At 59.8% G+C, this 22,636-nt stretch carries 27 protein-coding genes; 10 read left to right on the plus strand and 17 right to left on the minus strand.

Annotated elements, in window-relative coordinates; all coding sequences use genetic code 11:
• Positions 1-2: 2 nt before the first annotated feature.
• The 8 genes from ACIQT8_RS03305 to ACIQT8_RS03340 form a co-directional block, all read right to left on the minus strand.
• Entirely contained in the window at positions 3-218 is a 216-nt protein-coding gene (locus tag ACIQT8_RS03305; RefSeq protein WP_400963396.1) for a hypothetical protein, read from the minus strand.
• Positions 211-621: a Bbp16 family capsid cement protein gene (locus ACIQT8_RS03310; RefSeq protein ID WP_400963399.1), complete on the minus strand. Its 411-nt coding sequence runs from the start codon at positions 619-621 to the stop codon at positions 211-213. Before ACIQT8_RS03310 ends, ACIQT8_RS03305 begins: the two co-directional genes overlap by 8 nt.
• 120 nt (positions 622-741) lie before the next feature.
• A complete protein-coding gene (locus ACIQT8_RS03315; RefSeq protein WP_138792358.1) occupies positions 742-1,782 on the minus strand; it encodes a major capsid protein in 1,041 nt (346 codons plus the stop codon).
• 3 nt (positions 1,783-1,785) lie between these two features.
• Complete coding sequence (locus tag ACIQT8_RS03320) at positions 1,786-2,517, minus strand: hypothetical protein (protein WP_400963402.1); 732 nt, start codon at positions 2,515-2,517, stop codon at positions 1,786-1,788.
• The gene (locus ACIQT8_RS03325; RefSeq protein ID WP_400963405.1) at positions 2,501-2,863 is read right to left on the minus strand and encodes a hypothetical protein; all 363 of its coding nucleotides are present in this window, start codon (positions 2,861-2,863) and stop codon (positions 2,501-2,503) included. The genes ACIQT8_RS03320 and ACIQT8_RS03325 overlap by 17 nt, the downstream gene beginning before the upstream one ends.
• Positions 2,860-4,548: a portal protein gene (locus ACIQT8_RS03330; RefSeq protein WP_400963408.1), complete on the minus strand. Its 1,689-nt coding sequence runs from the start codon at positions 4,546-4,548 to the stop codon at positions 2,860-2,862. The genes ACIQT8_RS03325 and ACIQT8_RS03330 overlap by 4 nt, the downstream gene beginning before the upstream one ends.
• Positions 4,549-4,551: 3 nt before the next feature.
• A complete protein-coding gene (locus tag ACIQT8_RS03335) occupies positions 4,552-4,794 on the minus strand; it encodes a hypothetical protein (protein ID WP_400963410.1) in 243 nt (80 codons plus the stop codon).
• 5 nt (positions 4,795-4,799) lie between these two features.
• A complete protein-coding gene (locus ACIQT8_RS03340; protein ID WP_400963413.1) occupies positions 4,800-4,925 on the minus strand; it encodes a hypothetical protein in 126 nt (41 codons plus the stop codon).
• Positions 4,926-5,600: 675 nt separating this feature from the next.
• Between ACIQT8_RS03340 and ACIQT8_RS03345 the strand changes: the two genes are divergently transcribed.
• Positions 5,601-6,071, plus strand: a complete 471-nt coding sequence (locus ACIQT8_RS03345; protein ID WP_400963416.1) for a GNAT family N-acetyltransferase — start codon at positions 5,601-5,603, stop codon at positions 6,069-6,071.
• Between the two features lie 45 nt (positions 6,072-6,116).
• On the opposite strand, the gene ACIQT8_RS03350 is transcribed toward ACIQT8_RS03345, so the two are convergent.
• From ACIQT8_RS03350 to ACIQT8_RS03365, 4 genes are all read right to left on the minus strand, one after another.
• Entirely contained in the window at positions 6,117-6,716 is a 600-nt protein-coding gene (locus ACIQT8_RS03350) for a DsbA family protein (RefSeq protein ID WP_400963419.1), read from the minus strand.
• Positions 6,717-6,727: 11 nt separating this feature from the next.
• Positions 6,728-7,222 carry a GNAT family N-acetyltransferase gene (locus ACIQT8_RS03355; RefSeq protein ID WP_400963421.1) on the minus strand — a complete coding sequence of 165 codons (495 nt, stop codon included), beginning with the start codon at positions 7,220-7,222 and terminating at the stop codon, positions 6,728-6,730.
• Positions 7,223-7,431: 209 nt separating this feature from the next.
• The gene (locus ACIQT8_RS03360) at positions 7,432-8,184 is read right to left on the minus strand and encodes an SDR family oxidoreductase (protein WP_400963424.1); all 753 of its coding nucleotides are present in this window, start codon (positions 8,182-8,184) and stop codon (positions 7,432-7,434) included.
• Positions 8,181-9,647: an MFS transporter gene (locus tag ACIQT8_RS03365; RefSeq protein ID WP_400963427.1), complete on the minus strand. Its 1,467-nt coding sequence runs from the start codon at positions 9,645-9,647 to the stop codon at positions 8,181-8,183. Before ACIQT8_RS03365 ends, ACIQT8_RS03360 begins: the two co-directional genes overlap by 4 nt.
• Before the next feature lie 96 nt (positions 9,648-9,743).
• Here ACIQT8_RS03365 and ACIQT8_RS03370 point away from each other — a divergent pair, with 96 nt between their 5' ends.
• The 4 genes from ACIQT8_RS03370 to ACIQT8_RS03385 all read left to right on the plus strand — a co-directional run bounded on the left by ACIQT8_RS03370 (position 9,744) and on the right by ACIQT8_RS03385 (position 12,332).
• The gene (locus ACIQT8_RS03370; RefSeq protein WP_400963429.1) at positions 9,744-10,388 is read left to right on the plus strand and encodes a TetR/AcrR family transcriptional regulator; all 645 of its coding nucleotides are present in this window, start codon (positions 9,744-9,746) and stop codon (positions 10,386-10,388) included.
• An 81-nt stretch (positions 10,389-10,469) separates the two neighbouring features.
• The gene (locus ACIQT8_RS03375; RefSeq protein ID WP_138792349.1) at positions 10,470-11,432 is read left to right on the plus strand and encodes a cation diffusion facilitator family transporter; all 963 of its coding nucleotides are present in this window, start codon (positions 10,470-10,472) and stop codon (positions 11,430-11,432) included.
• Between the two features lie 100 nt (positions 11,433-11,532).
• The gene (locus ACIQT8_RS03380) at positions 11,533-11,862 is read left to right on the plus strand and encodes a hypothetical protein (RefSeq protein ID WP_400963432.1); all 330 of its coding nucleotides are present in this window, start codon (positions 11,533-11,535) and stop codon (positions 11,860-11,862) included.
• Between the two features lie 38 nt (positions 11,863-11,900).
• Positions 11,901-12,332 (plus strand): GNAT family N-acetyltransferase, encoded by a 432-nt coding sequence (locus tag ACIQT8_RS03385; RefSeq protein WP_400963435.1) that lies wholly within the window; start codon positions 11,901-11,903, stop codon positions 12,330-12,332.
• An 80-nt stretch (positions 12,333-12,412) separates the two neighbouring features.
• Here ACIQT8_RS03385 and ACIQT8_RS03390 read toward each other — a convergent pair whose 3' ends face one another.
• Complete coding sequence (locus ACIQT8_RS03390; protein ID WP_400963438.1) at positions 12,413-13,924, minus strand: terminase; 1,512 nt, start codon at positions 13,922-13,924, stop codon at positions 12,413-12,415.
• Positions 13,908-14,546: a terminase small subunit gene (locus ACIQT8_RS03395; RefSeq protein WP_400963441.1), complete on the minus strand. Its 639-nt coding sequence runs from the start codon at positions 14,544-14,546 to the stop codon at positions 13,908-13,910. The genes ACIQT8_RS03390 and ACIQT8_RS03395 overlap by 17 nt, the downstream gene beginning before the upstream one ends.
• Positions 14,547-14,631: 85 nt before the next feature.
• Between ACIQT8_RS03395 and ACIQT8_RS03400 the strand changes: the two genes are divergently transcribed.
• From ACIQT8_RS03400 to ACIQT8_RS03410, 3 genes are all read left to right on the plus strand, one after another.
• A complete protein-coding gene (locus ACIQT8_RS03400) occupies positions 14,632-14,856 on the plus strand; it encodes a hypothetical protein (protein ID WP_400963443.1) in 225 nt (74 codons plus the stop codon).
• Between the two features lie 62 nt (positions 14,857-14,918).
• Positions 14,919-15,224, plus strand: a complete 306-nt coding sequence (locus ACIQT8_RS03405) for a hypothetical protein (RefSeq protein ID WP_400963446.1) — start codon at positions 14,919-14,921, stop codon at positions 15,222-15,224.
• An 833-nt stretch (positions 15,225-16,057) separates the two neighbouring features.
• The gene (locus tag ACIQT8_RS03410) at positions 16,058-16,513 is read left to right on the plus strand and encodes a hypothetical protein (protein ID WP_400963449.1); all 456 of its coding nucleotides are present in this window, start codon (positions 16,058-16,060) and stop codon (positions 16,511-16,513) included.
• 44 nt (positions 16,514-16,557) lie between these two features.
• On the opposite strand, the gene ACIQT8_RS03415 is transcribed toward ACIQT8_RS03410, so the two are convergent.
• The gene (locus ACIQT8_RS03415; RefSeq protein ID WP_400963452.1) at positions 16,558-17,715 is read right to left on the minus strand and encodes an acyl-CoA dehydrogenase family protein; all 1,158 of its coding nucleotides are present in this window, start codon (positions 17,713-17,715) and stop codon (positions 16,558-16,560) included.
• A gap of 193 nt (positions 17,716-17,908) precedes the next feature.
• Between ACIQT8_RS03415 and ACIQT8_RS03420 the strand changes: the two genes are divergently transcribed.
• Entirely contained in the window at positions 17,909-18,601 is a 693-nt protein-coding gene (locus ACIQT8_RS03420) for a winged helix-turn-helix transcriptional regulator (RefSeq protein WP_400963455.1), read from the plus strand.
• A gap of 330 nt (positions 18,602-18,931) precedes the next feature.
• Here ACIQT8_RS03420 and ACIQT8_RS03425 read toward each other — a convergent pair whose 3' ends face one another.
• Complete coding sequence (locus ACIQT8_RS03425) at positions 18,932-20,548, minus strand: DUF5677 domain-containing protein (RefSeq protein ID WP_400963458.1); 1,617 nt, start codon at positions 20,546-20,548, stop codon at positions 18,932-18,934.
• A 184-nt stretch (positions 20,549-20,732) separates the two neighbouring features.
• A complete protein-coding gene (locus tag ACIQT8_RS03430; RefSeq protein WP_400963461.1) occupies positions 20,733-21,599 on the minus strand; it encodes a LysR family transcriptional regulator in 867 nt (288 codons plus the stop codon).
• Between the two features lie 85 nt (positions 21,600-21,684).
• Between ACIQT8_RS03430 and ACIQT8_RS03435 the strand changes: the two genes are divergently transcribed.
• A complete protein-coding gene (locus ACIQT8_RS03435; protein WP_400963464.1) occupies positions 21,685-22,623 on the plus strand; it encodes a DMT family transporter in 939 nt (312 codons plus the stop codon).
• Positions 22,624-22,636 lie beyond the last annotated feature (13 nt).

Consider the following 22,636-nt stretch of genomic DNA (forward strand, 5'->3'; position numbering starts at 1 on the left):
GGCTAGGTTGATCCGGCAGCCGGTCTGGCGGCGTTTTTCACCGGTTTGCGGGTGCTGTCCTGCCGCGCGGCTGCGGCGCGTTCGGGCGTGTAGGGCGCCACCCATTTCGGCCGGCGCGTTTCGTCCTTCCACAGCGCATCGTCAATGTCGAAGCTGTCGCCCGCCTCGCGGATTTCACCGTCGATGTACCCACGGGTACTGGCGATGACCTTAACCATTGGAATGGTTTCCGAGTGTCACGCCAGCGGTGATCCTGCCCGCCGTCGGCGCTGTGCCGGTGACCGTGTAGTTCAGCCGCAGATAACGTTCGGCCGTGCCACGCGGCAGATACTCCGGCAGCAGAACCTTGCCGGTTTTCAGCTCCGCCAGCGGAACGGTCTGCGACCAGAGGCTTTTCGGCGATGAAAAGCCGGTGTTGTCGTCGCTCTGCAGATCGAGCGTCAGCGAGGTGAGGTTGTTGAAATCCTCCACCACCTGCAGGCGGAACGGGACCGCTTTGCCCTTGCCGATATCGCGGGCGATGCCGGAGGGGACAGGGCCGAGATCGAGCGTGTTGGTGGAAGGCGCCGTGGCTGTCACGGCCTGGGCGTTGGAAAGCATGCTTTGAGTGTCGAAAATCACGACGTGTTCCTTTCTCAAACGTCGACCGAATGCGGTTTCGGGGGTATCCGCTGCGGCAACGAGACAAGCGGGGAGAGGGCCTGCCGCCCTGAAACCGGCGGCAGACGCTTTGGGCAATCGTCAGAGTGCGACGGGCGGAACCGGCGCCTCGGTGCTTAGAAGCGAGTCCGCGATGCGGATCGGGATGTTGCGATAGGTCGTCACTTCCTCGCCTTCGAGGTTGGCGGATTTCAGCGGCACAGAGTTGGCGCGTCCCGTCGTCAGGCCACGGTCGGTGGACTGCTCGTCGAGAATTTCCATGACCTGGCGGTTCATGTAGCACACCGTGCGGCCGCCCTTGGCGTTGATGCCGTAGGTCATGTAGAGGCGGTAATAAGCCTGGCGCAGAAGCTTCCAGAGGTCGACATTGCCAGCCATCATCTCCGACACATCGATATTGGCGATACGCGCCATGTAGCGGTAATCCTTGACGAAAGCGCCCATGTGCCACTCGAAGGCGGTCACCTTGGCGTAATAGGTGTTGCCGTCGTCGTCCTTCACCGGCTCTTCGCCCTTGTCCATCACTTCCACGCCGGCCTTGGTGCCTTCGGGATAGAGCAGGGATGCGGCATGGTCGGCCCAGGTCACGAACCAGATGGAGGTGTTGTCGCCGCCGGTGCCACCGGCATTGATCACCTGGTTGGCGGCGTTCGGCCGCGTCGGGTCGGGAATGTTGCTGTTATAGGCGCTGAAACGCGGCGCAAAACCCTTGAACTTTTCCGGGGTCTTGTCCGTGTCGTGGTAGAAAAGGCCGGTGGCCATTTCCTGGTTCATGGCTTCCAGAAACGGTGCGCTGTCGACCAGACGCTGCTTGGCCGGGTCAGGCGCCAGTTTCAGCAGGCGCGTATCGATTTCCGAGCGCGCTTCGAGAAAACCTGTCGTGTCATCCACCTGCTGCAGCGTGCTCTTCGACTTCTGCACACCCTTGTAAAGTTTACCCCAGCCGGCCGATGGCAGGCCGGTGCGGATGGAATGGCGGTGAATGCCCTTGAGATTGCACTGGGTGGCAATCGCATCTTTCAGAATGGGGTTGTTCTGCGCCAGCAGTTCAAGAACGATGCCCTCACCGGATGCCTTGTGGGCGTCGACGAGGGTGGGAACGGTGCTACCAATGATAGCCATAGCTTATTTGCCCTTCGGTGCGTCGTTAGGAAAAAGAAGGTGAGCGGTTTCGGCCTTCCTGCCGTCGCCGTCTGCGCCTCCGGTTGGTGGGTTGTCCTCGCGGATCATCGATCCGACTTTCGCAAATATCCGGATGAGTTCTGGGTGGTTGCCTCCGCCGCTGGCGTTCAGATATTCCTTCAGGGCAGGTGTCCCGAGGGTGGAAAGGGCGCGCTGCGCATTGGACACCGTGCCCTGCCATTTGTGCCCGCCGATATCCCGGTCCTTGCGGGCGTCATCGGCCCAGCCCTGCACACGGTTGGCCCAGCCTTCGGCTGCGGCAGCACCGCGTTTCGTCTGTGTCTCGATGAAGGTATCGGCCAGTTTCTGTGCCTGCCGGCTGGTCAGGCCCATGTCCCTGAAATCTGTGCCCAGCGCATCGAGAAGCTCCTGATCAACCTCCACGCCCTCGGGCATGGTCAGGCTGTATCTGCCGTCTTCGGGCACCGTGTCAGCCAGATCACCGGCCTCGTCACTGGCGGGATCATCAGTCGCGTCATCGTCGGCGTTTGCGTAGGAAATGGTCAGGGACTGGCCGTTTTCAGCCTCATCGCCGGTCTGCGCTCTGTCATTGGGAAACAGCACGGCCTCGGGAGAGGGCGATGCGCCATCGCCTCCGGGGCTGCCGGAACCGCTGCCTTCGGCAGCAAACAGGAACGCCGTCAGGCCAAGCCACCTGTTAGGCATCAACGTCATGGTCTTCACCTTCCTCGCTTGAGGCACGGCGTTTCGCCGCCGCCTCATCCATGGCCCTGAAATCCGCGATGGCCAGCAACAGCTTCGGGTAGAAGGTGGGGTCGATGCTATCGAGCTGTGCGATAAGCTTGCGACCGGCACCCTGCCTGCCAAGCGTGTAGTTCGTTGCGTTGGTCAGTTCCCCCGAATAGGCATCCTGGTAGATGGCGCATTGTTCCAGCATCCAGAACAGCACGCGTTTGCCGGCATCGAGAGCAAAGACATCACGAAACGCCATCGTGATTTCGTCACGCTCCAAGGTGTGAAGGGCAGAAGGTTGTTGGCTCAAATGGGCGAAATCCGTCATGCGCCGAGCCCCAGCTGGCGCAGCAGCGCGCTGCCATTCGGGTTCTCATTGGCGCTGGCCAGCAGTTCGGCGGCCTTGGCGCCCTGGTTCAGCGCCGGTGCCATGGTTGAGGCCATTTCGGCAGACTGTTTTGCCTGCGCTTCCTCGGCACGCCGGTCGCGGATGGCCTGTACCTTGTCGTCCGCCAGGATCAGCGAGGGCGGCGCGCCGATCGCTTCGACATAGAGGTCGATCGCCTCGTCGGTATCGAGCTTGTCCAGCGCATCCGGTCTTGCCCCGGCAAGCTGGCCGATGAAGGCGACACCGCGCTCGATCGGCCCGGTGGAAACCGCCATCTGCGCCTGCGCCAGCGTGGAGGTATATTCCACCTTGAGCTGCTCGCCCTGCAATTCGCGTGGCGGCGGCGGCAGCTCATCGCGGGCGGCCAGAATGTCGAAGGTTCGGTCGATGGTCGGTCCAAGCTGGTCGCCGAAGACATTTTCCAGCACCGGGCCCAGTTGCAGCAGCTGTTCTTCCTTGCGCTGCGTCAGTTCGAACTGATTGCGCGGCTGCACGCCTTCCATGTTGGTGATGGCGAAGAACAGATCGGCGAAAAACGTGCGGTCGATGCGGCGCTGGGTTTCCTGGATGTCTTCGCGCAGCTCCGAAAGGCTGAGATTGACCTCCATGGCCGGGCGAAACCCCTTGCCGGCCGGATCGTCCACATAGTTCACCGCACCCGGCAGAAGCGAGGTCGGGCTGTTCTGCATGGAGGTCGGCGCGTTCATGGGCGGGCGCACCTTCTTGTCGATGCCCTCCAGCTTGCGGGTCTGTTCGAGCTGCAGCATCCTGATATCGCCCAGAGCCTTCTGTCCCGGCGACAGCGAATAATGGTCGTCGTCGGACAGTTCCCAGGCGGGCGCGATGATGGGGTTGCTGTCGAAACCGCTTTCTTCCAGCAGCTCCGTGCCGATGTCATCCACCCAGTAGTTGGAGAGAAACGGCTTGTTGCGCTTGTCGCGCATGGCCGGATCGTGGTCGTAACGCGGCTCTATGGCGTGGTAGACATCGAAACATTCGGCATATCTGGCCGTGTCGTAGAGGTCGCGAATGCGCTGCGGTACCTGCGTGTAACCGAAGCGCTCGACAATGCGCTGCACGCTCCAGCGAAACACCCGGTAAAGCGTGGTGGCGCGGCCCTTGTGGTTGCGCGCAAGCCAGAAGCGGCCGTGCACAAGCTGCTGCACGCGGATGACGGTGTCCTCGTCCTCCACCAGAATGGCAACCGACTGGCCGAACTGGCCAAGATCGCCATAGCCCACATGGAAGGCGCGGTAGAGGTTGGATGCGGCAAAGACTTCGCGCATCTTGTCCTGCACGGCGGCCAGATAGGCCTTGACGGAATCCGCCTTCTTCAGGCCGGGATCGAAGGTCGTCAGGCGAAACCACGGCCGGGCGGGCGAGGTGAGGCCGGAATGCATGCCGGATTTCAGGGTGTCATAGGCATGGGTGCCGGTGCTGTCGATGATCCTGGCGCGTGAGCGCGGACCTTCGCGGTTGCCGGACAGGCGAAGCCGGGTTGGCTCGATGTAATCGGCCAGCGCCCGCCACTCCGCTTCCCAGGGCTGGCGGACCTGTTTCAGCTCTTCCAGACGGCGGCGGTGATAGGTGATCTGCGTTTCGTGCGAACGGGGAAAATCGGCCATGGCTCAGGCTCCCAGCAGGGTTTTCTTGCCGTCCGTGCCGGTCAGCGTGGGCGAGGAGGTCTGCGCCAGCGAGCCGACGCCGGTGGCCGAGGTCAGGATGGTGCTGCTCGCACCCTTGATCCGGTCGGTGGCACGCCGCGCCGTGGTGGCCTGTGCGGCCGCATAATCAGGCGTTTTCTGCTGCGCATATTCAGGCGGGGCAACGGGGACCGCGGCGGTGGTCTTGGGAGAAGAAAACATGCACATGGCAATCATCCGAGGTTTTCAGGAACAGGGAGAACAGCGGTGGCTGGCACGCGGCGCAGAACCGCGCCCGCACGCATCACCGGCAGGCCGGCGGCGAAGACGCGCAGATCCATGTCGAAGGTGTCATCCATAAGCTGCTCCACACGGCCACCCGGCCATCTCAAGCGAAGGTGCGCGATGAATGGTTGTCAGCCCGAATTGCGGGTGGAACGGCTGCGCCTTGCGAGGTCGCGAGGCGCCTGAAACCAGCCTCTGGCGAACCGAAAAATCGCCATTACATCAGCATGGGAAAAGCAGTCGAGCGCACAGGATGTGTCATGACAGGTGAAGCACCGACCCGATGGCAACGCACGGCGGCGGCTGGTGGAAAAACATCCTTCAGAGAGAACATGCTTTTGGCCTATGAGCCGTATCGCCACGTTGCGAATGTTTTTTCGCCGCAGGTCTTGTGCGCTCCGAAATCTTGTCGATAAATTTCCATCCGAAACGAAAAAAGACGCCCCGAAGAGCGCCTTTTTCATTTTGGGAAGTCGAGGATTCGTAATGCCCGAAGGCAAACTGCCAATCTGGTCTCGACTTTTCGAGGGTGAATATATGTGAAAATGCCGGGAGCGTCGACTTGCATCCGATTGCCGCGATCAAATATATCGCGCAGCATCTGGAGGCGCTTGTGCCCGGCGAGCAGACTCCACTCTATCGGCTGATAGCGGACGATGTCGCACCCGTAGAAACCAGTGCGACCAAGTTGCACGCCGAGTTGGATGCGTACAGAAATTTGCGCTCAAAAGTGGTGCAGAGGTTCAATCATGTCGGTCAGATTGCGAACGGTGGGCGAGGCGGAGAAGGGGCAGCTTCGAGGCATGCTTTCGACGTATCTGCAGGAACTCAGCCAGTATGGTGCTGTCGATGCCGATTATGTTTATTTTGACAGCTATTGGACCGATCAGGACCGCTGGCCGTATTTCATCGACCATGGCGGCGCTGTGGCCGGTTTTTCCCTCATCAACACCTGGTCGACATCGCTGAAGGGCACGGACTTCGCGGTGGCCGAGTTTTATATCAAACCGGAATTTCGTAGCGTCGGCGTCGGCAAGGGTGCCTTCACCAGTCTCCTGGAACGTCACCCCGGCATATGGGAACTCAGCGTTCTCAAGGACAACCACGCCGCAGAAAAGTTCTGGCGCCAGACCATCGCAACGGCGGATGTGAAGGCAATCGAGCGGATCGAGCTTGATGACGTCTGGATTTACCGTTTCATGACTGCGGAGCAGACATAGGGCATCTCTGCGTGCACGCCATTGCCATTCGCCGGGCCGTATCCGTCAGGGCGTTTTCGCGTCCATTGCCTCGGCAAAAGGGCGGATCGTTCCGTCAGGGGTAATCAGCTTCCCGTCAAGGAAGAATGCCGGCGTCCCCCGTACATCATAGACCGTCATTGCGGTTGCCATCGTGCGGTTCAGCTCATCCAGCAGTTTCTGATCGTTCAGCAGACGCTCGAAGCCGTCACTGTCGATCCCCACGCTTGCGGCGATCTCGTGTATCACCGGTTTGCTCCCGGGCTGAGTGATCTTCTCAAAATTGTCGGTGAACGCTGCAAACGCCTTTTCCTTGTTCGCATCGTTCACGCTAGCAATCACCATGAAGGCGACAGCATCGACAGAGTTACGAATAAAGGGGCGATGAACCAGCCGAAGCTTACCAGTTTCGACATAACGTTTGTGAAGCTCCGGCAGGATTTGCCGTTCAAAATCCACACAGTTCGAACAGGTGGGCGCGGTATAGACGAGCAACGTTTTCGGCGCCGTCTGCTCACCGACATAGCGGTCGAGAGGGGTCGGATCCATCACCGAACCGGCAAGAAGCCAGGTTGGCGTCAAAGCCGTGGCAATGGCAAAGGTGGTTGCCATGATCAATCTGCGCATTCTTCCCCCAATCAGAGCGTCATCATCATGTCGTGCCAGGCCATTCCACCGTGGTCGGAGTCGGATGGCTGAACATATCGGTAGCCCAATTTTTCATAGAGGGCTACGTGCCGATCCCTGCACATCAGATGGATTGTCTGCTTTTGCATGACCCGCATTCTTTCAACGAAGCCACTCATCAGCATTTTTGCGTAGCCCTTGCCCTGTTCGGCCGTATCGACAACGACAGACATGATGACGACATTCGCAGCTGATGCATCGTGTCCGACCAACTCCTTGAAGGCTTCATCCGACATGACGACCGTGTGGGCGCAACCGGAATTGATGAAACCGACGATCCGCCCATCGGCTTCCAGCACGAGGAAGCCTTGCGGATATTGCGCGATCCGTTTTGAAATCTTCACCAGTGTCGCGGCCTCGTCGCCCTCATAGGCGCCAGCCTCGATCTCGAAACACCGTTCGGCGTCGGCGGGAACGGCATGGCGAAAGGATATCTGCGCGGTCATGGTCAATTCCTCGAATAACACAGGTGCTCCTTACACGCTGGTGCCGATGGCTTGAAGTGCATTGTCGTCAGGAGCGTCGCGGTGGAACTGCCGTCCTGTATCCCTTGCCGTTCAATGTGCCGCGTGACACCCTGAAGATGCTGCCGGCACATCAGGCGGTCGACAGGTGCTGTATCAGCTGAAATCACCGTCGCTCTGGCTGCCGCCTTTCATGCCGGAGGATAAAGCCCGCCGTCGTCGGCGTCGATGTCGATGGTCAGCGAGATGTGGCGGGGGCGTGTCAGGGCGTAGAGGGCGGCTTCCACCACGTCGCGGCTGGTGCCGCGTTCGCCCTTCTGTCGTGTTGCAGCGTCCATCCAGTCCTGCTGGTCGGGGCGGGCGTCGTCGAGATAGGGCGGGTTGATCAGGATCGAACGGAACCTGCTGCCTGAAAACGCCTGTCTGAGCCCTTCGGCAAGGGCGACCTGTCCGCGTTTGGCGGCGTAAAACGGCACGGAAACGGATTGCAGGGCGGCATTCGGCAGGCCGCTGATCGAGCCGATTGTCACCACATCGGGTGTTTCGGATGCCAGCATCAGCGGGCGAAGCCCTTGCACGAAGAGGAATGTGCCGGTGATGGCGGCGTTGATAACGGCAAGCACGTCTTCCTGCCGATAGGGCTGGTCGCTGGCTTCCAGCCACATGGCGCCGTTGTTGATGAGGATATCGACACGGTCTTTTCGAGCGGTGATCCGGTCCACGGCGTCGTTGATACTCTGGGCTCCGGCAAGGTCCAGCGCAGTGATCTCGGGCTTCTTGCCGCCGCGTTCCGCAACAAGCGTTGCGATGGTCTGCAGATCTTCGGTCCTGCGGCCGCACAGCACCAGTTCGCAGCCCGCATCGGCAAGCGACAGGGCAAAGGCGGCGCCGAGGCCACGGCCGGCCCCGGTAATGACGGCGATCTTTCCAGCCAGCGTCTTCATGATTTTGCTCCTTCGGTCCGGGTTGCCATCCATGCCACCAGCGCGGCACCCGCCAGCACGATGGCGGTTGCCGCCGCCAGAACCGACATGAACGACAGGTTGAATGCGGCCGCGGCGGCGCGCTGCAGCGCATCGCTGGCCGGTCCCGTCAGGCTTTGTGCCTGCCGCATGGCCTGATCGATGCCTTCGGCGGCCACGCCGTCACCCTCGAATGCATGGCTGTAGATGGCCGCAAGCGCACTGCCGAAAATGGTGACACCCATGGCGCCGCCGAGTTCGAACGAGACTTCTTCCACGGAGGCAGCCGTGCCGGCGCTTTCCGCCGGCGCATTGTGCAGGATCGAGGCGGAGGCCGAGGTCATCGTCGCGCCGACGCCAATGCCGATCACCACCATCGAGACGATTTCAACGACGAGCGATTGCATGCCGAAGAGGTGAATGAGCCCGCCGACGGCCATCAGCGCCATCGACACCGGCAGCATGCGCATGCCAAAGCGTGGCAGAAGCCGGCCGGCAACCGGACCGGCCAGAAATGCCGCGAGCGGCAGGGGCAGGAGCCTGATACCCGCTTCCAGCGGCGAAAGCCCCAGCACAAGCTGGAAACGCTGCGTCATTGCCAGTTCCAGGCCAATCAGGGCTGATGCGGCAATGAGCGCGGCGATGACACCGCCGCTGAAACTGGCATTGGCAAACAGCCGCAGATCGAGCATCGGCCGGGCCGCACGGCGCTGGCCGCGAATGAAGGCAGAGACAAAAACAATGCCGGTCACACCGGCAATGGCGGCGATGGCAAGTGACGGTTCGGGCTTGCCGAATTCCTTGATGGCGAGCGTGGAGGCAACCAGACCGACCATGATCTGCACCGAGGCCATGAGGCTGAAGGGGTGATGCGCGCTGCCTTTCTTGTTCGGTACGAACAGGCTGCCCAGCACCAGCGCCAGCGCCACGATCGGCACGTTGATCAGGAACACCGACCCCCACCAGAAGAACTCCAGCAGAAAACCGCCGAGGATCGGCCCGAAGGCCGCACCGCCGGAGGCAATGGCAGCCCAGATGCCGATGGCAAGGCTGCGCTCGCGCTCATCCTCAAAGGTGTGGCGAATGATGGAAAGTGTTGCCGGCATCATCATCGCGGCCCCGATCGCCAGCGCGACACGCCCGCCAATCAGCACGTTGGGCGAGGGTGCGAAGGCGGCAAGCAGGGAGGCGAGACCAAACACCAGAAGTCCGCCGAGAAACAGCGGCTTTGCGCCGTAACGATCACCCAGCGCACCGGACGCGGGCAACAGTCCGGCCACCGTCAGCGCATAGGCATTGACGATCCAGAGTTTTTCAGAGGGGCTTGCCTGCAGCTCCTGCGTCAGGCGCGGCAAGGCCGTGTAGAGCACCGTCATGTCGATGACGATGAGCAGCAATGCGCTCGACACCACAGCGAGCACCAACCAGCGATTATTCCAGGACATCACGATTTCCCGATACGTCTCATCAAACGGCGGCAATCTCTACACTGTAGAAATAACTTTGCAAGCGTGCTATTGGCTGATGCCACGGAGTTGATGATGACCAGAACCGAAACCCAGATGTCCGCCCGTGGGCTCGACAAATCCCTGATGACAGCCACCGCCATCGCGCTGATGGAAGAGATCGGCGTGGACAAATTCAGCGTGAGAAAGCTGGCAGAGCGGCTCGGCTGCGATCCGATGGCCGTGCTTTATCATTTCGGAAACAAGGACGGGCTCCTGCGCGCCATGGCAGACGGGCTGACCGCCAGGCTCGCCCTTGTGTCAGGCGACCAGCCGTGGGCCGACAGGCTGCGGCAACTGGCCGGGCAGTACCGACAGATTGCGCTTTCCTACCCGGCCACCTTTGCGCTGTTTCAGCGTTATCTCAGCACGGGCAGGGCGGATTTTGCCCATATTGAAATGGTGCATGGCGCGCTGGTGGAGGCCGGTTTGCGGGATGAGGACATGCCCGCCGTCAGCCTTGCCTGGTATGCCGGCATCATCGGCCTGTGCATGGGGGAAATCTCCGGCCTGATCCGCCCCACATCGGCGCAGGACGATCTGGAACTGAACACACTGCCGCCGGCGGAATACCCGCTGACACGGCGGCTGCAACCCCGTTACCGCCACCTGCATGCAACAGAGGTTTTCGACCGCGCGGTCGACATGTTGCGCGCAGGTATCGAAGCCGCGCGGCGCTGATCCGCCGCAGACATGCGAAGGCAACGCCTCTGTGGCATGATGCGCTTTCGCGGGACCGACAAAACTGTTTGAGTAAGAAGAATGTTTTCCACCCCCCTTAGAGATTTTTATCATCTTCGAGATGAGCAGGGCGTCTTTCGCCTGTCCATTTCCATGACCATCCTCGTTGCGACGTTCGGCATTGTCACCGGTATCCTGTCCGGTTCGGCCTCGATCATCTTCGACGGTATCTATTCGTTCCTCGATACGATCATGAGCCTTCTGTCGCTGTGGGTGGCAAAGCTGATCCTGGCCGACACGCAGATCGTCGGCAATCTTTCGGAGCGGTTTCGCAAGCGCTTTTCCATGGGCTTCTGGCATCTGGAACCCATCGTTCTCGGCCTCAACGGCACGCTGCTTTTCACCGTGGCAGCTTACGCGCTGGTCAATGCGCTCGGCACCATTCTCAATGGCGGCACGGAACTCAGCATGGATGCGGCCGTGGCCTACGCCGCCGTTACCCTCGTCATCAGCCTTGTCATGGCGCGCATCGCCAGCGTTGCCAACCGCAAGATCGGCTCGGCGCTGATCGGGCTCGATGTGAAGGGCTGGCTGGTCGGCGGCGGCATTTCCGGCGCCCTGCTGGTGGCATTCGGCACGGCCTTGCTGCTGGAAGGAACCAGCTTTGCCTGGCTCATTCCCTATGTCGACCCTGTCGCGCTGGTGCTCGTCTGCCTCGTCATCATTCCGCTGCCCATCAGGACAGTGCGGGATGCGCTGGCGGATATTCTGATGATCACGCCTGCCGATCTGCGCCGCCACGTCCGCTCCGTCACGACAGAGTTCGTCGAACGCCACGGCTTCAGCGATTTCCGCGCCTATGTCGCAAAAACCGGCCGCTCACGCGAAATCAGCGTCTACATCATCGTACCCGAAGACCGCGCCACCCGCTCGCTGCTGGAATGGGACACGCTCAGAGACGAACTCGGCGATGCCATCGGCGGCAAAGGCCCGGACCGCTGGATCACCATCACCTTCACCAGCGACCTGCGCTGGGCGGAGTAGTGGGCGTCAGACTCCGTACTGCAAATTCTGCGCAGCGCGGTAGACACACCAGCATCAACGTGGTGTGACGCGACCACCAGACAGCAATCCGGAAGAACCAATGCCCCCTCTGACGCCGCCGCCCAAAATCAGGCTCTCCCGATTGAGAGACATCGGCTGGTCTTTGTGGGACCCGATCGGACTGCTCGGTCCCGACCAGCGGTGGGACGAGGGCGAGGCGCTTTCGTTTGCCGATGAATATGACGCCTATCTGGTTCAGGCCGCCGGCATGCTGCGACGGGGTGCTCCTGACGAAGAGGTGGTGGCGTTTCTGGTCACGATAGAGACGGATCATATGGCGCTCGACCAGCAGCCCGATACGGAAATTCGCGCAAGAACGACGGTCGCCGCGATCAAGGCGGATGATGAGCTCTGGACCTATCCGGCGTAACGTTCCAGTCTGTTGCTTTACGGGATGGGAGCGACCGGATGGAATTGCGGCTGTTGAAAGCTCACGACGTCGACGGCTGGAAGGCATACCACGCCATTTGCCGCCATGTTCTCTTCGAACTGCGCGGTCAAGAGAATTATGATCCAACCCATCCGGACGAGCACCGGGAAGGGCACTTTCCCCTGCTTTTCAGCCTTGATGGCACGCCGGTCGGAACCGTTCGTCTTGATCTGGACGACGCGCAAGCTGGCGTCGGCATTGTTCGGCTGGTCGCGGTCCTGCCCGAGTACCAGAGGCGGGGCGTTGGTTCGGCGATGATGCAGAGACTGCAATCCTTCGCCGCCACAAAAGGGGCGCAGAGGCTGGATGTCCATGCTGCCCGAAACGCCGTGCCATTTTACGAGAAACTGGGCTGGCATGTGATCGATCCGTCGCCAGACAGCCCGCTGATGACAAAGCCGATAGGATGATGGCTGCACGGGTGGTTATCGCCCCCTGGCCAGGTCATCCTGCTGTTGGCAAACAACAGCGATTAGCCCACCCCAAACACTCACCCACCCAACGGATCATACTCCGTATCCGCACGCATCACGCCCGGTTCATAAACCGTGGTGCCATCCGGCAGGGTTACGGCCTTGCGGGTGCGCAGTTTTCTGGTGACGGGTTGGGTGAAGGTAAGGGCAAGGGCGTCGCCTTCGTTTGGGGAGGGGATGCCGCGTTCCTTCATGTCCTGCTTGCTTTCAAGCTGGATCTTGCCGTCGATGCGGGCCACGGTTTCGGGGCCGACGAGGTCCTGGTAGAGCGTTTCGTTCCGTGGGTCGATGGCGCCACCTGCCTTGATCCAGCGTTTCATCTGGCCCCAGATGTACGAGCGCATGTTGTAGAAGCCGGGGTCGAGCGTTCTGGTGGAGCCGAACCATACCAGTTGCCAGGAGCGGCCCATGGTCGTGCCGGCGCTGACGATGCCGGTGCCATACCCCGCATCCACGAACACGGCGTCGGCCTGATAGTCGTCTTCAAAGCGGGCAATCAGGTTTGCCACCTCGATGTCGTTGTCGTTGCGGGGAATGGAGGCGAGGCGCCGGGAAAACAGCCCCTGCCGCAGCATGATCACGGTCGGGTCGTCGCCGGTCCATGAGGGGTCGACGCCGATGATGACGGGGGCGAAGCCATATTGCGCGTTGCGCAGGTGCACGGCGCGCGCCTTGTCCACGTCGTCGGCGGAAATGAACTGCATGGCGGATTGCGACGGGAACTGCCCCCGGACTCGCACCTTCACATAATCGCTGTCTTCGCCGTGGTCATCGACCATGCGCTGCAGGAACTGCTTGTTGGTGCCGGGAATGGTGCGGCTGTCGATCTGCCGGCCAATCCAGCGGTGGCGGAAGCGGCGGAAACATTCGCGAAAGCGGCCGCTGTTGCGTGTCGGGTTGCCAAATACCACCCAGATGATGACGGTGTCTTCATCCGTCAGCGCACCCTCGGCGACCTCCCACACCCTGTCGTGGATTTTCGAGGCCTCGTCGAACAGCAGCAGAATGATCTTGCCCTTGTTGTGCAGCCCGGCAAAGGCCTCGGTGTTGTGTTCGCTCCAGGGAATGAAATCCTGCCGCCAGCTTTCGCCGCGCCTGGGGTCTCTGCTCTTGATCGACATGGTCTGGATGTCGAACCAGTGGGCGGTGATGGACATGCGAAACCACTTGCCGATTTCCGGCGCGGTCTTGGTGCGAAGCTGGCCTTCGGTGTTGGCGGTGGTGACGATGCGGCAATCGGCAAAACAGGACATGGCCCAGTTGGACAACATGCCCATTTCCGCCGACTTGCCAATCCCGTGGCCGGATGCCACCGAGATCTGCAGCGGCTGATACCGCGTTGCCGGGTTTTCGAGATGCCGGCCGATGATGTCGTTGATGTCATCCTGCCAGCCGCGCGGGCCATCGTGACCGGCCAGTTCACCGACCCCCCAGTCCCACGCCAGCCGGCTCCAGCGTCTCGGGCTGAAGCGGCAGGAGGCGGCAAGCTCGATCAGCCTGTTGTCGTCGCTGTCAGGGGGTGTTGGCATCGTCTGCGGCGTCCTGTTCTTGCATTCCGGTGTTGATCCCAGCGTTAGCCGCGCCATCACTCAAAGGTGCGGCGAGGGGTTTTGCATCGCTTTCCAGACGTTTGCCGGCCCGCTCCAGCCGGTCGGCCAGCGCGTTCAGTCCCTTGTGCTCGAACACCTCCTGGAAGGCATTGACCCTGATGTGTTTGCCAACCAGTTCCAGCCGTCGTGTGCGGTCCACCAGCTTCAGTTTCTTCACCTGCCCAACCAGCCTGCGGTCGTCACCTTCGCCTTCATAAAGCGCCAGAATATCCACGCCCGAGACCAGACCCTGACGCCAGATCAGCGGCCAGTCTTCGATCGGCAGGAGATCGCCGTGGTCGTCATAGAGATCGGCCATGTCGGCCGAGAGTTCTTCGCCAATGCGTTTCAGCACCCAGTCTGCATCGATCTGCGTGCGTGCGGCGCGCTCCTTTTTTGCCATCTCGATCTCTGCGGCAATGGCGGGGTCTCTCAGCAGGTGCGAGCCCATTCTACCAGCCGCATGTTTGCGGTAACCGGCCCGGATGGCGGCCTGCGTGGCGTTCAGATCCAGCAGATATTCGTCCACAAAGCGGGCCTGTTTTGGCGTCAGTGATGTCATAGCGCGTCATGCCTCCGTTTCGGAATTCCTCTAACAGCTCAATGGTTGTGTGAGAAAACGTCAGCAAGGCATTGAAAATGTTTAAGTGACGCGCATCGGCTCCAAACAGCTTCGCAGACATCATGCAAAAACAGAGAGCGGGCCGAAGGCTGGAGGCATTGTTCTTCAAGCCCTATGGCGGTTTTTGAAAACACCTGCATCACTTATTCATTTTCAAACGCATAGAGAAAAAAAGACGCTTTCCCGCAGCATCCGGAAGCCACCGGAAATGGTCAGTGGCATCCGCCCCGCCTTGCCGTTTGCAGCCTGATTTACACGACAACCAAGTCTGCCCTGTTCTGCCCGGAAGCCGCAGCAATCAGGAGAGACGCCTTGGCACCCATCAGCGCCACATTCGAATTCGATGAACTCAGCATCGCCGTGCACGGTCGTTTTGACAGCGGTGTGATGATTTCCGGCTGCGCCGAACTGGAAGGCGATGACGAGGGTTTCCTCGTGACGGAACTTTATCTGGAAGACGGCACCTGCCTGTCGGACGTGACAGAGCTGGAGACACCCTTCGAGGCGGAACTGTTCAGGCGCATTGCCCTGATCATCCAGAACGACAGAACGCGCGTCGGCCGCTATGCCGCCGCCGAGTGGGCCGATGCGGTGGCGCTGCACAAAGAGGTGGCCTGAAGCGAGGTGGCCTGAAGCGAGGTGGTCTGAAGCGAGGTGGTCTGAAACGAAGGCGGTGAAATCTCCGGGCCGGTTCGATACCGCCGCGCCTGCAGTGCCTATAGATGCTCAGGCTTCACATCCAGCGTTTTGCCGGGCCGTGCTGCACATCGTCGGCGATCTGGTTCTCACCCCTCCAGAGGGGCGATGCGCATAAACGGAGTAGGGATTGAGCCGGCATTGACGTCCGGCATCAGCGGTATCGCGGTGGGTGTATGGGGCATGTGAATGTGCAGAAGCCCAAGCGGTGGATGAAGGTGATGGCCTTGTCAAACCATGCCGTTTTCCGGTCTCCGGCTATCGTAGCGCTCGCCACCAGATTTGACGTAAACGTCAAACATAAACACCTCGAAAAACGTCCTTTCATCGCGAATAAAGTCGTTTTATATCAATTCATTGCGTGTGTTTTCTCCGAACTCAGAAAAAGCGTTGGTTTTGCATCGAGACACGAAATCCCGGTTTTTCAAATGACAGTCCGTTAAGTGCCCAAATCTGGTTCACGGCAAGACGGATAGGCCGCTGATCGCATCGACCGAGACCTATCGCCGGTGTTTCAACCCAATTCCGGCACCATATTTCTGGTTGAAATTTTTCCTAGCCACCTAACCCTATGAATTAGAACGGCATATGTATCGACAGGCAAGCGATATAGGAATTAATTCATATTTCGCTTGCCCACATGCCCCGGACGCGCTTATCATCCCGGCATAATCTACAGGAGAGAGTTGCAGAATGTTTTCTTGGAGCGACATCGCCGGCTCAGACGGCCTTGCCAGAGTCAGGGGTGGGGCCTGATGTTCAAGCTGACCCTGAACCCGACATTCATTCCGTCCGCACTCTCACGCAATGATCGAGAAAACCTGTTTAACTCTCTAAACAATCTGGAAAAATCCATTTTAAAATTCGTGCGGGAGCAGATCGAAAACCTTGATGTCGCAGGCTGGGATGCGGCGGGCATTTCGCTTGATACCGCAGCGCTCAGCCCTGACGATCTTGAGCTTATGGGGCTGCGCAACGCCTTGCACGAGGTCGCCATTCTGGCGGAGCGACGTATGGCGGCGCTGCCGGAGGATATCGATCTTGATGAAGAACTGGCCTGCATCGCCGATATCATGCGGCCCGGTGATGCCATCGCCGAGCGTATGCTGCTGCTGGTTCCCGCCACACCCGAGGCAGTGGATGCGAAGCTCAGGGCTGGCATCTGGACATCGGGTGACTATTTCAGGACCTATCTGCGGCCCGCTTGCTAGGGCACCGGTTGGGGCTGGCCGGACAGGACCGGCCAGCGTTTTCGTCAGTAGATCGCCTCCGTCGGCAATCCCAGTGCGCATGCCCCGGCATAATGTGCCTGTGCGCCCGGCTGCATGGGGTGGTAACGCGCGCCCTGAATATCGCGGAAGCAGCGTTCCAGCCCGTTGTCGCGATAGAAGGCTGCGCCACCGGCAACCTCCATGGCCAGTTCCGCCACCTCGATGGCGTGGCGTGCCACCAGTGAGCGACCGATCATCACCTCGTTGACCGTCTCGGCCGAAGGCGCGTTTTTCGCCACCACCTCCAGCATCCAGCGGTGGGCAAGCTGTGCGGCTCTCAGTGCCGTGTCCATGCGCCCGATCAGGCCAATCGTGTGCTCGCTGCTGGTCTTGCCGCGCATCATGTTGATGGCGATGTCGCGGGCGTTTTCGGCGATACCGAGATAGACGGCATAGATCAGCGGAAAGGCCACCGTGGCGATGACCTGGAACACCGGATGCCATTGTCCTGCTGTTCTGGAAAAGGCGACGTTCGCATCCGGTATGAACAGGTCATCGATGATGACATCGTTCGAGCCGGTGCCCCGCATGCCCATCGTGCGCCAGGTCTCCTCTATGGAAACCTCGGGCGCGGCCATCGGTGCGCCAAAATGAATGACGCTGCGGCTGCCGTCGTCGCCTTCATAAATCGCGCCGGTCATCAGAACATTGCCTGCGGCCGCACCGGAGGTAAAGCGTTTGCGTGCCGCGATTTGGTAGCCGCCATCCACCTTCGTTGCCTTGCCCGATCCGCCGATCCAGTCCGACCCGCCACTTGAGAGCAGAATGATCCTGTCGGCCGCCACACGTTTCAGAAGCGGTTCCACTGCCGCCACCTTCTGGTGGCGCCAGCGCCAGGCAGGAATGGCGACCTGATGAGTGTGCATGGAAAAGGCAAGCGCGGTGGAGCCGCAGACATGCGCCAGCGATTTCAGCATCTCTGCCAGTTCCGGCACCTCTGCACCCAGCCCGCCCAGCTCTTCGGGCACACCCGCATGCACCAGACCGGCCTCTTTCAACAGGCCGTAATTCTGGCCCACGAAGTCATCGTTTTCATCGATCGATGCGGCGCGTTCCGCAAGCGTCTGCAACACGGAACGGGTTCGTTCGGCAATCGATGGACCGCCGACCGGTCTTTCCATTGGTTCTACAAGCCCGAGCATTTCAAGTCCTCCTCCTCGAGATCAGGACTGAAATTTTGCGCCCGTTTCAGACCTGCCGCTAGTTCAGGAACTGTACTGCTCAAAAACTCGGTCGAACTGCCTTGTCGCTGAGGGCGGGGCACACCCGGATGGGGCATTGGCGGAACGGCCGCTTTGCAATATTCTTGGGGCCATCAGACCTCTGGAGGTCCCCATGGTAGAGCGTCACGGCTATGGGCAGTTCTGCCCCGTCTCTATGGCAGCGGAAGTCCTCTGTTCGCGCTGGACGCCATTGGTGGTGCGCGAACTCCTCTGCGGCTCGACACGCTTTAACGAGCTGCGCCGCGGCCTACCCAAAATGTCTCCGGCGCTGCTGTCCAAGCGGCTGAAGGAACTCGAACACTCCGGCATCATCATGGTCACGCGCAATGCCGGCGGCATCAACGATTACCAGCTCACCGCCGCTGGCGAGGAGCTGCGCCCGCTGATTGTCGGGCTGGGCAACTGGTCGCAGCGCTGGATGGAGTCGCGCCTGTCGCTCAAGAACCTCGACCCGTCTCTTTTGATGTGGGACATGCGCCGCAACCTCGATGCCGGAAGGCTGCCGCCGCGCCGCTGCACGATTCAGTTTCTGTACCCCGAACTCTCCGCCTCGCAGCGATGCTGGTGGCTGGTGGTGGAAAACGGCCAGGTCGACCTCTGCAATTTCGACCCCGGCTACGACGTCGACCTCCTCGTCGAAGGCGCCCTGCGCTCCATGACTGCCATCTGGATGGGCATCTCCACCATCCGTCAGGAAATCGACGCATCAACCCTCAAACTGGAAGGCGACAGAGGCCTTGCCCGCAACATGCAGGACTGGCTGGGCCTGAGCGTCTTTGCGAAGACGCCGAGGATGCGGGCGTGATGGAGTATAGAGGCAAGTCGACTACAGGCGTGATTTGGAGAAGTTCTTTGATAACGCGGGGCAAAATCCGAAGATTGCATTATGCTCAAGGCAAAGGGCGAAAGCATGTTGCCGGCCACTCCAGATGCTGTTGTCATGATCGTTGAATGGATGGCTCACTCGAGTTGCGGTCAAATAACGAGCGAAATGTTTATCCCAATGAGCTCATAGGCGAAGACGTCGCGGACGACCTTTCTGTTATTGGCAGGTGATCTCCCTTCTCAAAAGGGCTTAAATAAGTGTTCATCGACCCCAACTGGTCACGAAAAAATCAGTTTGCCTCGAATTCCATTACTTATCGAAGCTGCCATTACCTTCTGGCTTCGCTTCTCTTTCCTTTACCTCTTCAGCAGTAGGCATTTTGGACGCTTTGTGTACTCTAATTCGGGGTTTGAAGGACGGGTAAAGCTTGTTCAAATCGTCCAACATTCGATTCAATATTTTGCAGCCGTCGGGAATGATCGATGGCATGTTGCCCTTCATAAAGGCTGGTATTCTGTGGAAGCGATGCAGAGGGTTCAAACAGGTCGTCAAAGCGGCATCTCGAACCGCCCCCCACTGCCCGTGTGTGTAATTTGAGGTCCAGTCATAGTAACGGTCGTAAACATCCTTAACACCGGCTTCTTCTGCGATTTTTCGCAGGTTCAAATTCGCCCAATGCCCAAGCGGAATGTCCTGGAATTCCATCCAGCGATCCTCGTTCGCCAACGCTTCCATCAATGGAAGATCGACGAACTCCGGAGCATCCTCTTCACGAATATTTTTTAAGAAAGCGAGTTTTATCTGCCCAGCTCCAGCGCTTCGATATTGGAGCCAAATCGTTGCATCGTCTTTTCGGGCCAAATAGCTAAAGGTAATAAACGCCTCGACGATAGTCCTAAGAATGAGCCTTCCTTCTACGCGACAGTGGATGGAACCTAATGCGGCGTGAACCAGCAAGTGAAGGGCGTATACGACGATTCCAAAAGCACCGTCGTGACGAGGGTCAGTAGCCGTTGTGATTTCGGTGGCATGAAAATGGTCGTCTAGATCTCTGAGGACATCAACGATTTCTTCAACGACATCACGATGTCCACCGTTTGGCTTTTCTGCTGTATCGGATGGGAAACAGGGCGTTGTGCCACGCATCTCTCTCCAAAAATCCTCAGCATGAATCGCCGGTAGTGTTCTCGGAAAATCTGCATGAGGCTTGCCGTCGATGTCGGTCGCAAATTCACTGTCACGGAGACCCAGCTCCAATGCGCGGATCGATGGACGCACCTTCTTCATATCACCGTGGTTGGGATACAGACGGAGTTCCTCGATCTGCTCGTCGAACTGCGGGCCAAACACAACCCTCTGCCTGACAATGATGTGCGACATGACCTTAAGCCACCGGACGTCTGTTGATCTCTGGGATTGGTGATCAAAGGCTTCGCTTATTGCATTGGCCAATGTCTTGATGCCCGAGGACCTATCTGCCTCTTTTAAGCATCGCCGCCAATGATGCAGGTCGGGGAGAGTGGTCACAAAAAGCAGAGCGGCCAAATGGCTTTTGGCGGACTCATTGCGAAGAACTTCCTCAAACATCGTGTCGAACTCTTGCTCGGTCGCTGTCGCGAGGAAATTATGCGTCACATGAAGCTCTTTCGCAGTTTCCAGCCGTTCTCGAGTGCGAGAAACGACGAGGCGAAAAAGGTGAAGGTATTCGTCCCGGTCCATGCAACTGGCGAGAATACACGCCCACAAAATATTTGGCACACACTCATCTACCCAGGGTCGAGCAAAGTTCATATTTTTCAAAATTGAGTATGGGGAGCGAAGCCGCGATCCTTCTCGTGGATGAGCGTCTAACGAAGAAATATTTCGATTTTTGAATTCGGCGTTTTTCACATGCTCCCTGCCTGAGCCTTTTTGTTTCTTACTCACCGTATCTCCTCCCTTCGGGCGTACTGAGTAATTAACACCGATTCTTGATCTACTAAGTATTGCCTCATTACCTATTTTCGCGATCTTTTTTGTTCCATTCGATAGAACTGGGGTTTGAAATGGTGGATGTCGATTGAAGCTCGCGGGGCATACGGCGGCTACCTCCAGAGGGTAGGCCTCACGCCTACGCATCAAGCGTCTGCAGCACCTCGTTATAGATCGCTTCCACCGCTGCGGAGCGCCTGGAATCCCGGCTTCGCACAAGGGCAACTTCCATTTTGGGCAGGTCGGGCAGGCCGTGGCGGGTGTCCAGCAGTTTGAGGTGGGCGGGGGCGCTGCAGCGGGCGACGGCGGCGACGGCGAGGCCGGCTTCGACGATGGCGAGTTGCCCGGTAATGTTGGGCGAACCATAGACCACGCGGTAGTCGCGCCCCAGCGCCTCGATACCGGCCAGAACCTCGTTTCGAAACCTGTTGCCCAGTTCGTGCAGCGCCAGCGGCAAGGGGTCTCTGCGCCAGGCTTCGTGCTGGTCGGAGGCGACCCAGACCAGAGGTTCGTGAAACAGGAAGCGGCCTCTGTCCGGTTCACCGCGTGCGGCCGTGTCGCGTGTCACCAGCGCCACATCCAGATCGCCCCGATCGATGCGCGGCAGAAGCGAGCTGGACGGTTCACAGACCACCGTAATCTCGACATCGGTAAAGCGGGTGGCGAGCGAACGCAGCATCAGCGCAAAATGGCTGGAGATATAATCGTCCGGCACGCCAATGCTGACCTTGCCTGAAATGGTGGCGCCGCGCATGGCCAGTTGCGCCCGCCCGTGCAGTTCCGTCAGTTGCCGGGCGTAAGACAGGAGATCGATACCCGCCGGTGTGAGCGAGAGCGTGCGCGGACCACGATCGAGCAGCGTATGCCCGACACAATCCTCCAGCTTTTTAAGCTGCATGCTGACGGCAGATTGCGAGCGGGAAACCTGCCGGGATGCCGCCGTAATCGAGCCGGAATCCACCACAGCGATAAAGGCGCGCAGCCAGTCGATCTGCAGGTCGTGCATGGCAACGTCTCCCATTCGAAAATCGAATGCTTATCCTAATGAATATTCGCTTTTCAGGATAGTCTCTTCGCGCGATTGTCTTGCCATGAGCACGCAGCAACCCACCGCACCATCCGTTCTGTCATCCACCCCCGCACCCTTCACCGGGGAACCCTCGGCGCGTGAGCGTCAGGGCACCATGCTGCTGGTCCTGGGCGGGCTGATCCTTGGCACCGTCGGGGTTTTTGTGGTGCAGGCGGGGCAGGACCCCATCACCACCGTGGCGTTTCGCTGCACCTTCGGCTGTCTTTCGCTTCTGATCTGGGGCGCGATGTCCCGGCGTCTGCCGGAAATCAGGCTGCGCGGCCGTGCGCTGTTCGGCGCACTTGTCACCGGCATCCTGATGACCATGAGCTGGGCGCTGCATTTCGCCGCCATTCCCAGAACCTCCATCAGCATCTCGACCGTGGTGTTTCACATCCAGCCGTTCTGGACGATGGCGCTGGGTGCCTGGCTACTACGGGAAAAGGTGTCCTCGGCGCAGGTTTTCGCCGCCCTTGTCGCCTTTGCCGGTCTGGTGCTGAGCACCGGCGTGGTGGACGGGCTGGCGGGTGCCGCCACGTTGAGCCACGGGTTTCTGCTCGGCCTCGGCATGAGCCTGTTCGGCTCGTTCATCTATGCCGGTGTGCCGCTGGTGGCGAAGTCCATGACCTCAGTCACGTCCTTTGCGCTGTCATGGTGGCAATGCCTGGTGGGCGCGGCCTTCACCCTCTGGTGGCCGGCACTTTATGGCTGGCCGACGGATGGTGCGGCGATTGCCTGGCTGGTCGGGCTTGGCGCCATTCACACCGGGCTTGCCTATGCGGTGATGTATGCCGGTTTTGCCCGCCTGAGCACCGGCCGCATCGCCGTGCTGCAATTCGTCTATCCGCTCACGGCCTTCATCATTGACTGGAAGGTCTATGGTCACACGCTTTCCGCCATTCAGCTTGTCGGGCTCGCGCTGATGGCCGGGGCAATCTGGTCGGTCAGAAGCGGCAAATAGGCATGCCGGGCGT

Origin of the sequence: Agrobacterium sp. NPDC090273 (assembly GCF_044772305.1) — a bacterium.
Taxonomy (GTDB): domain Bacteria; phylum Pseudomonadota; class Alphaproteobacteria; order Rhizobiales; family Rhizobiaceae; genus Agrobacterium.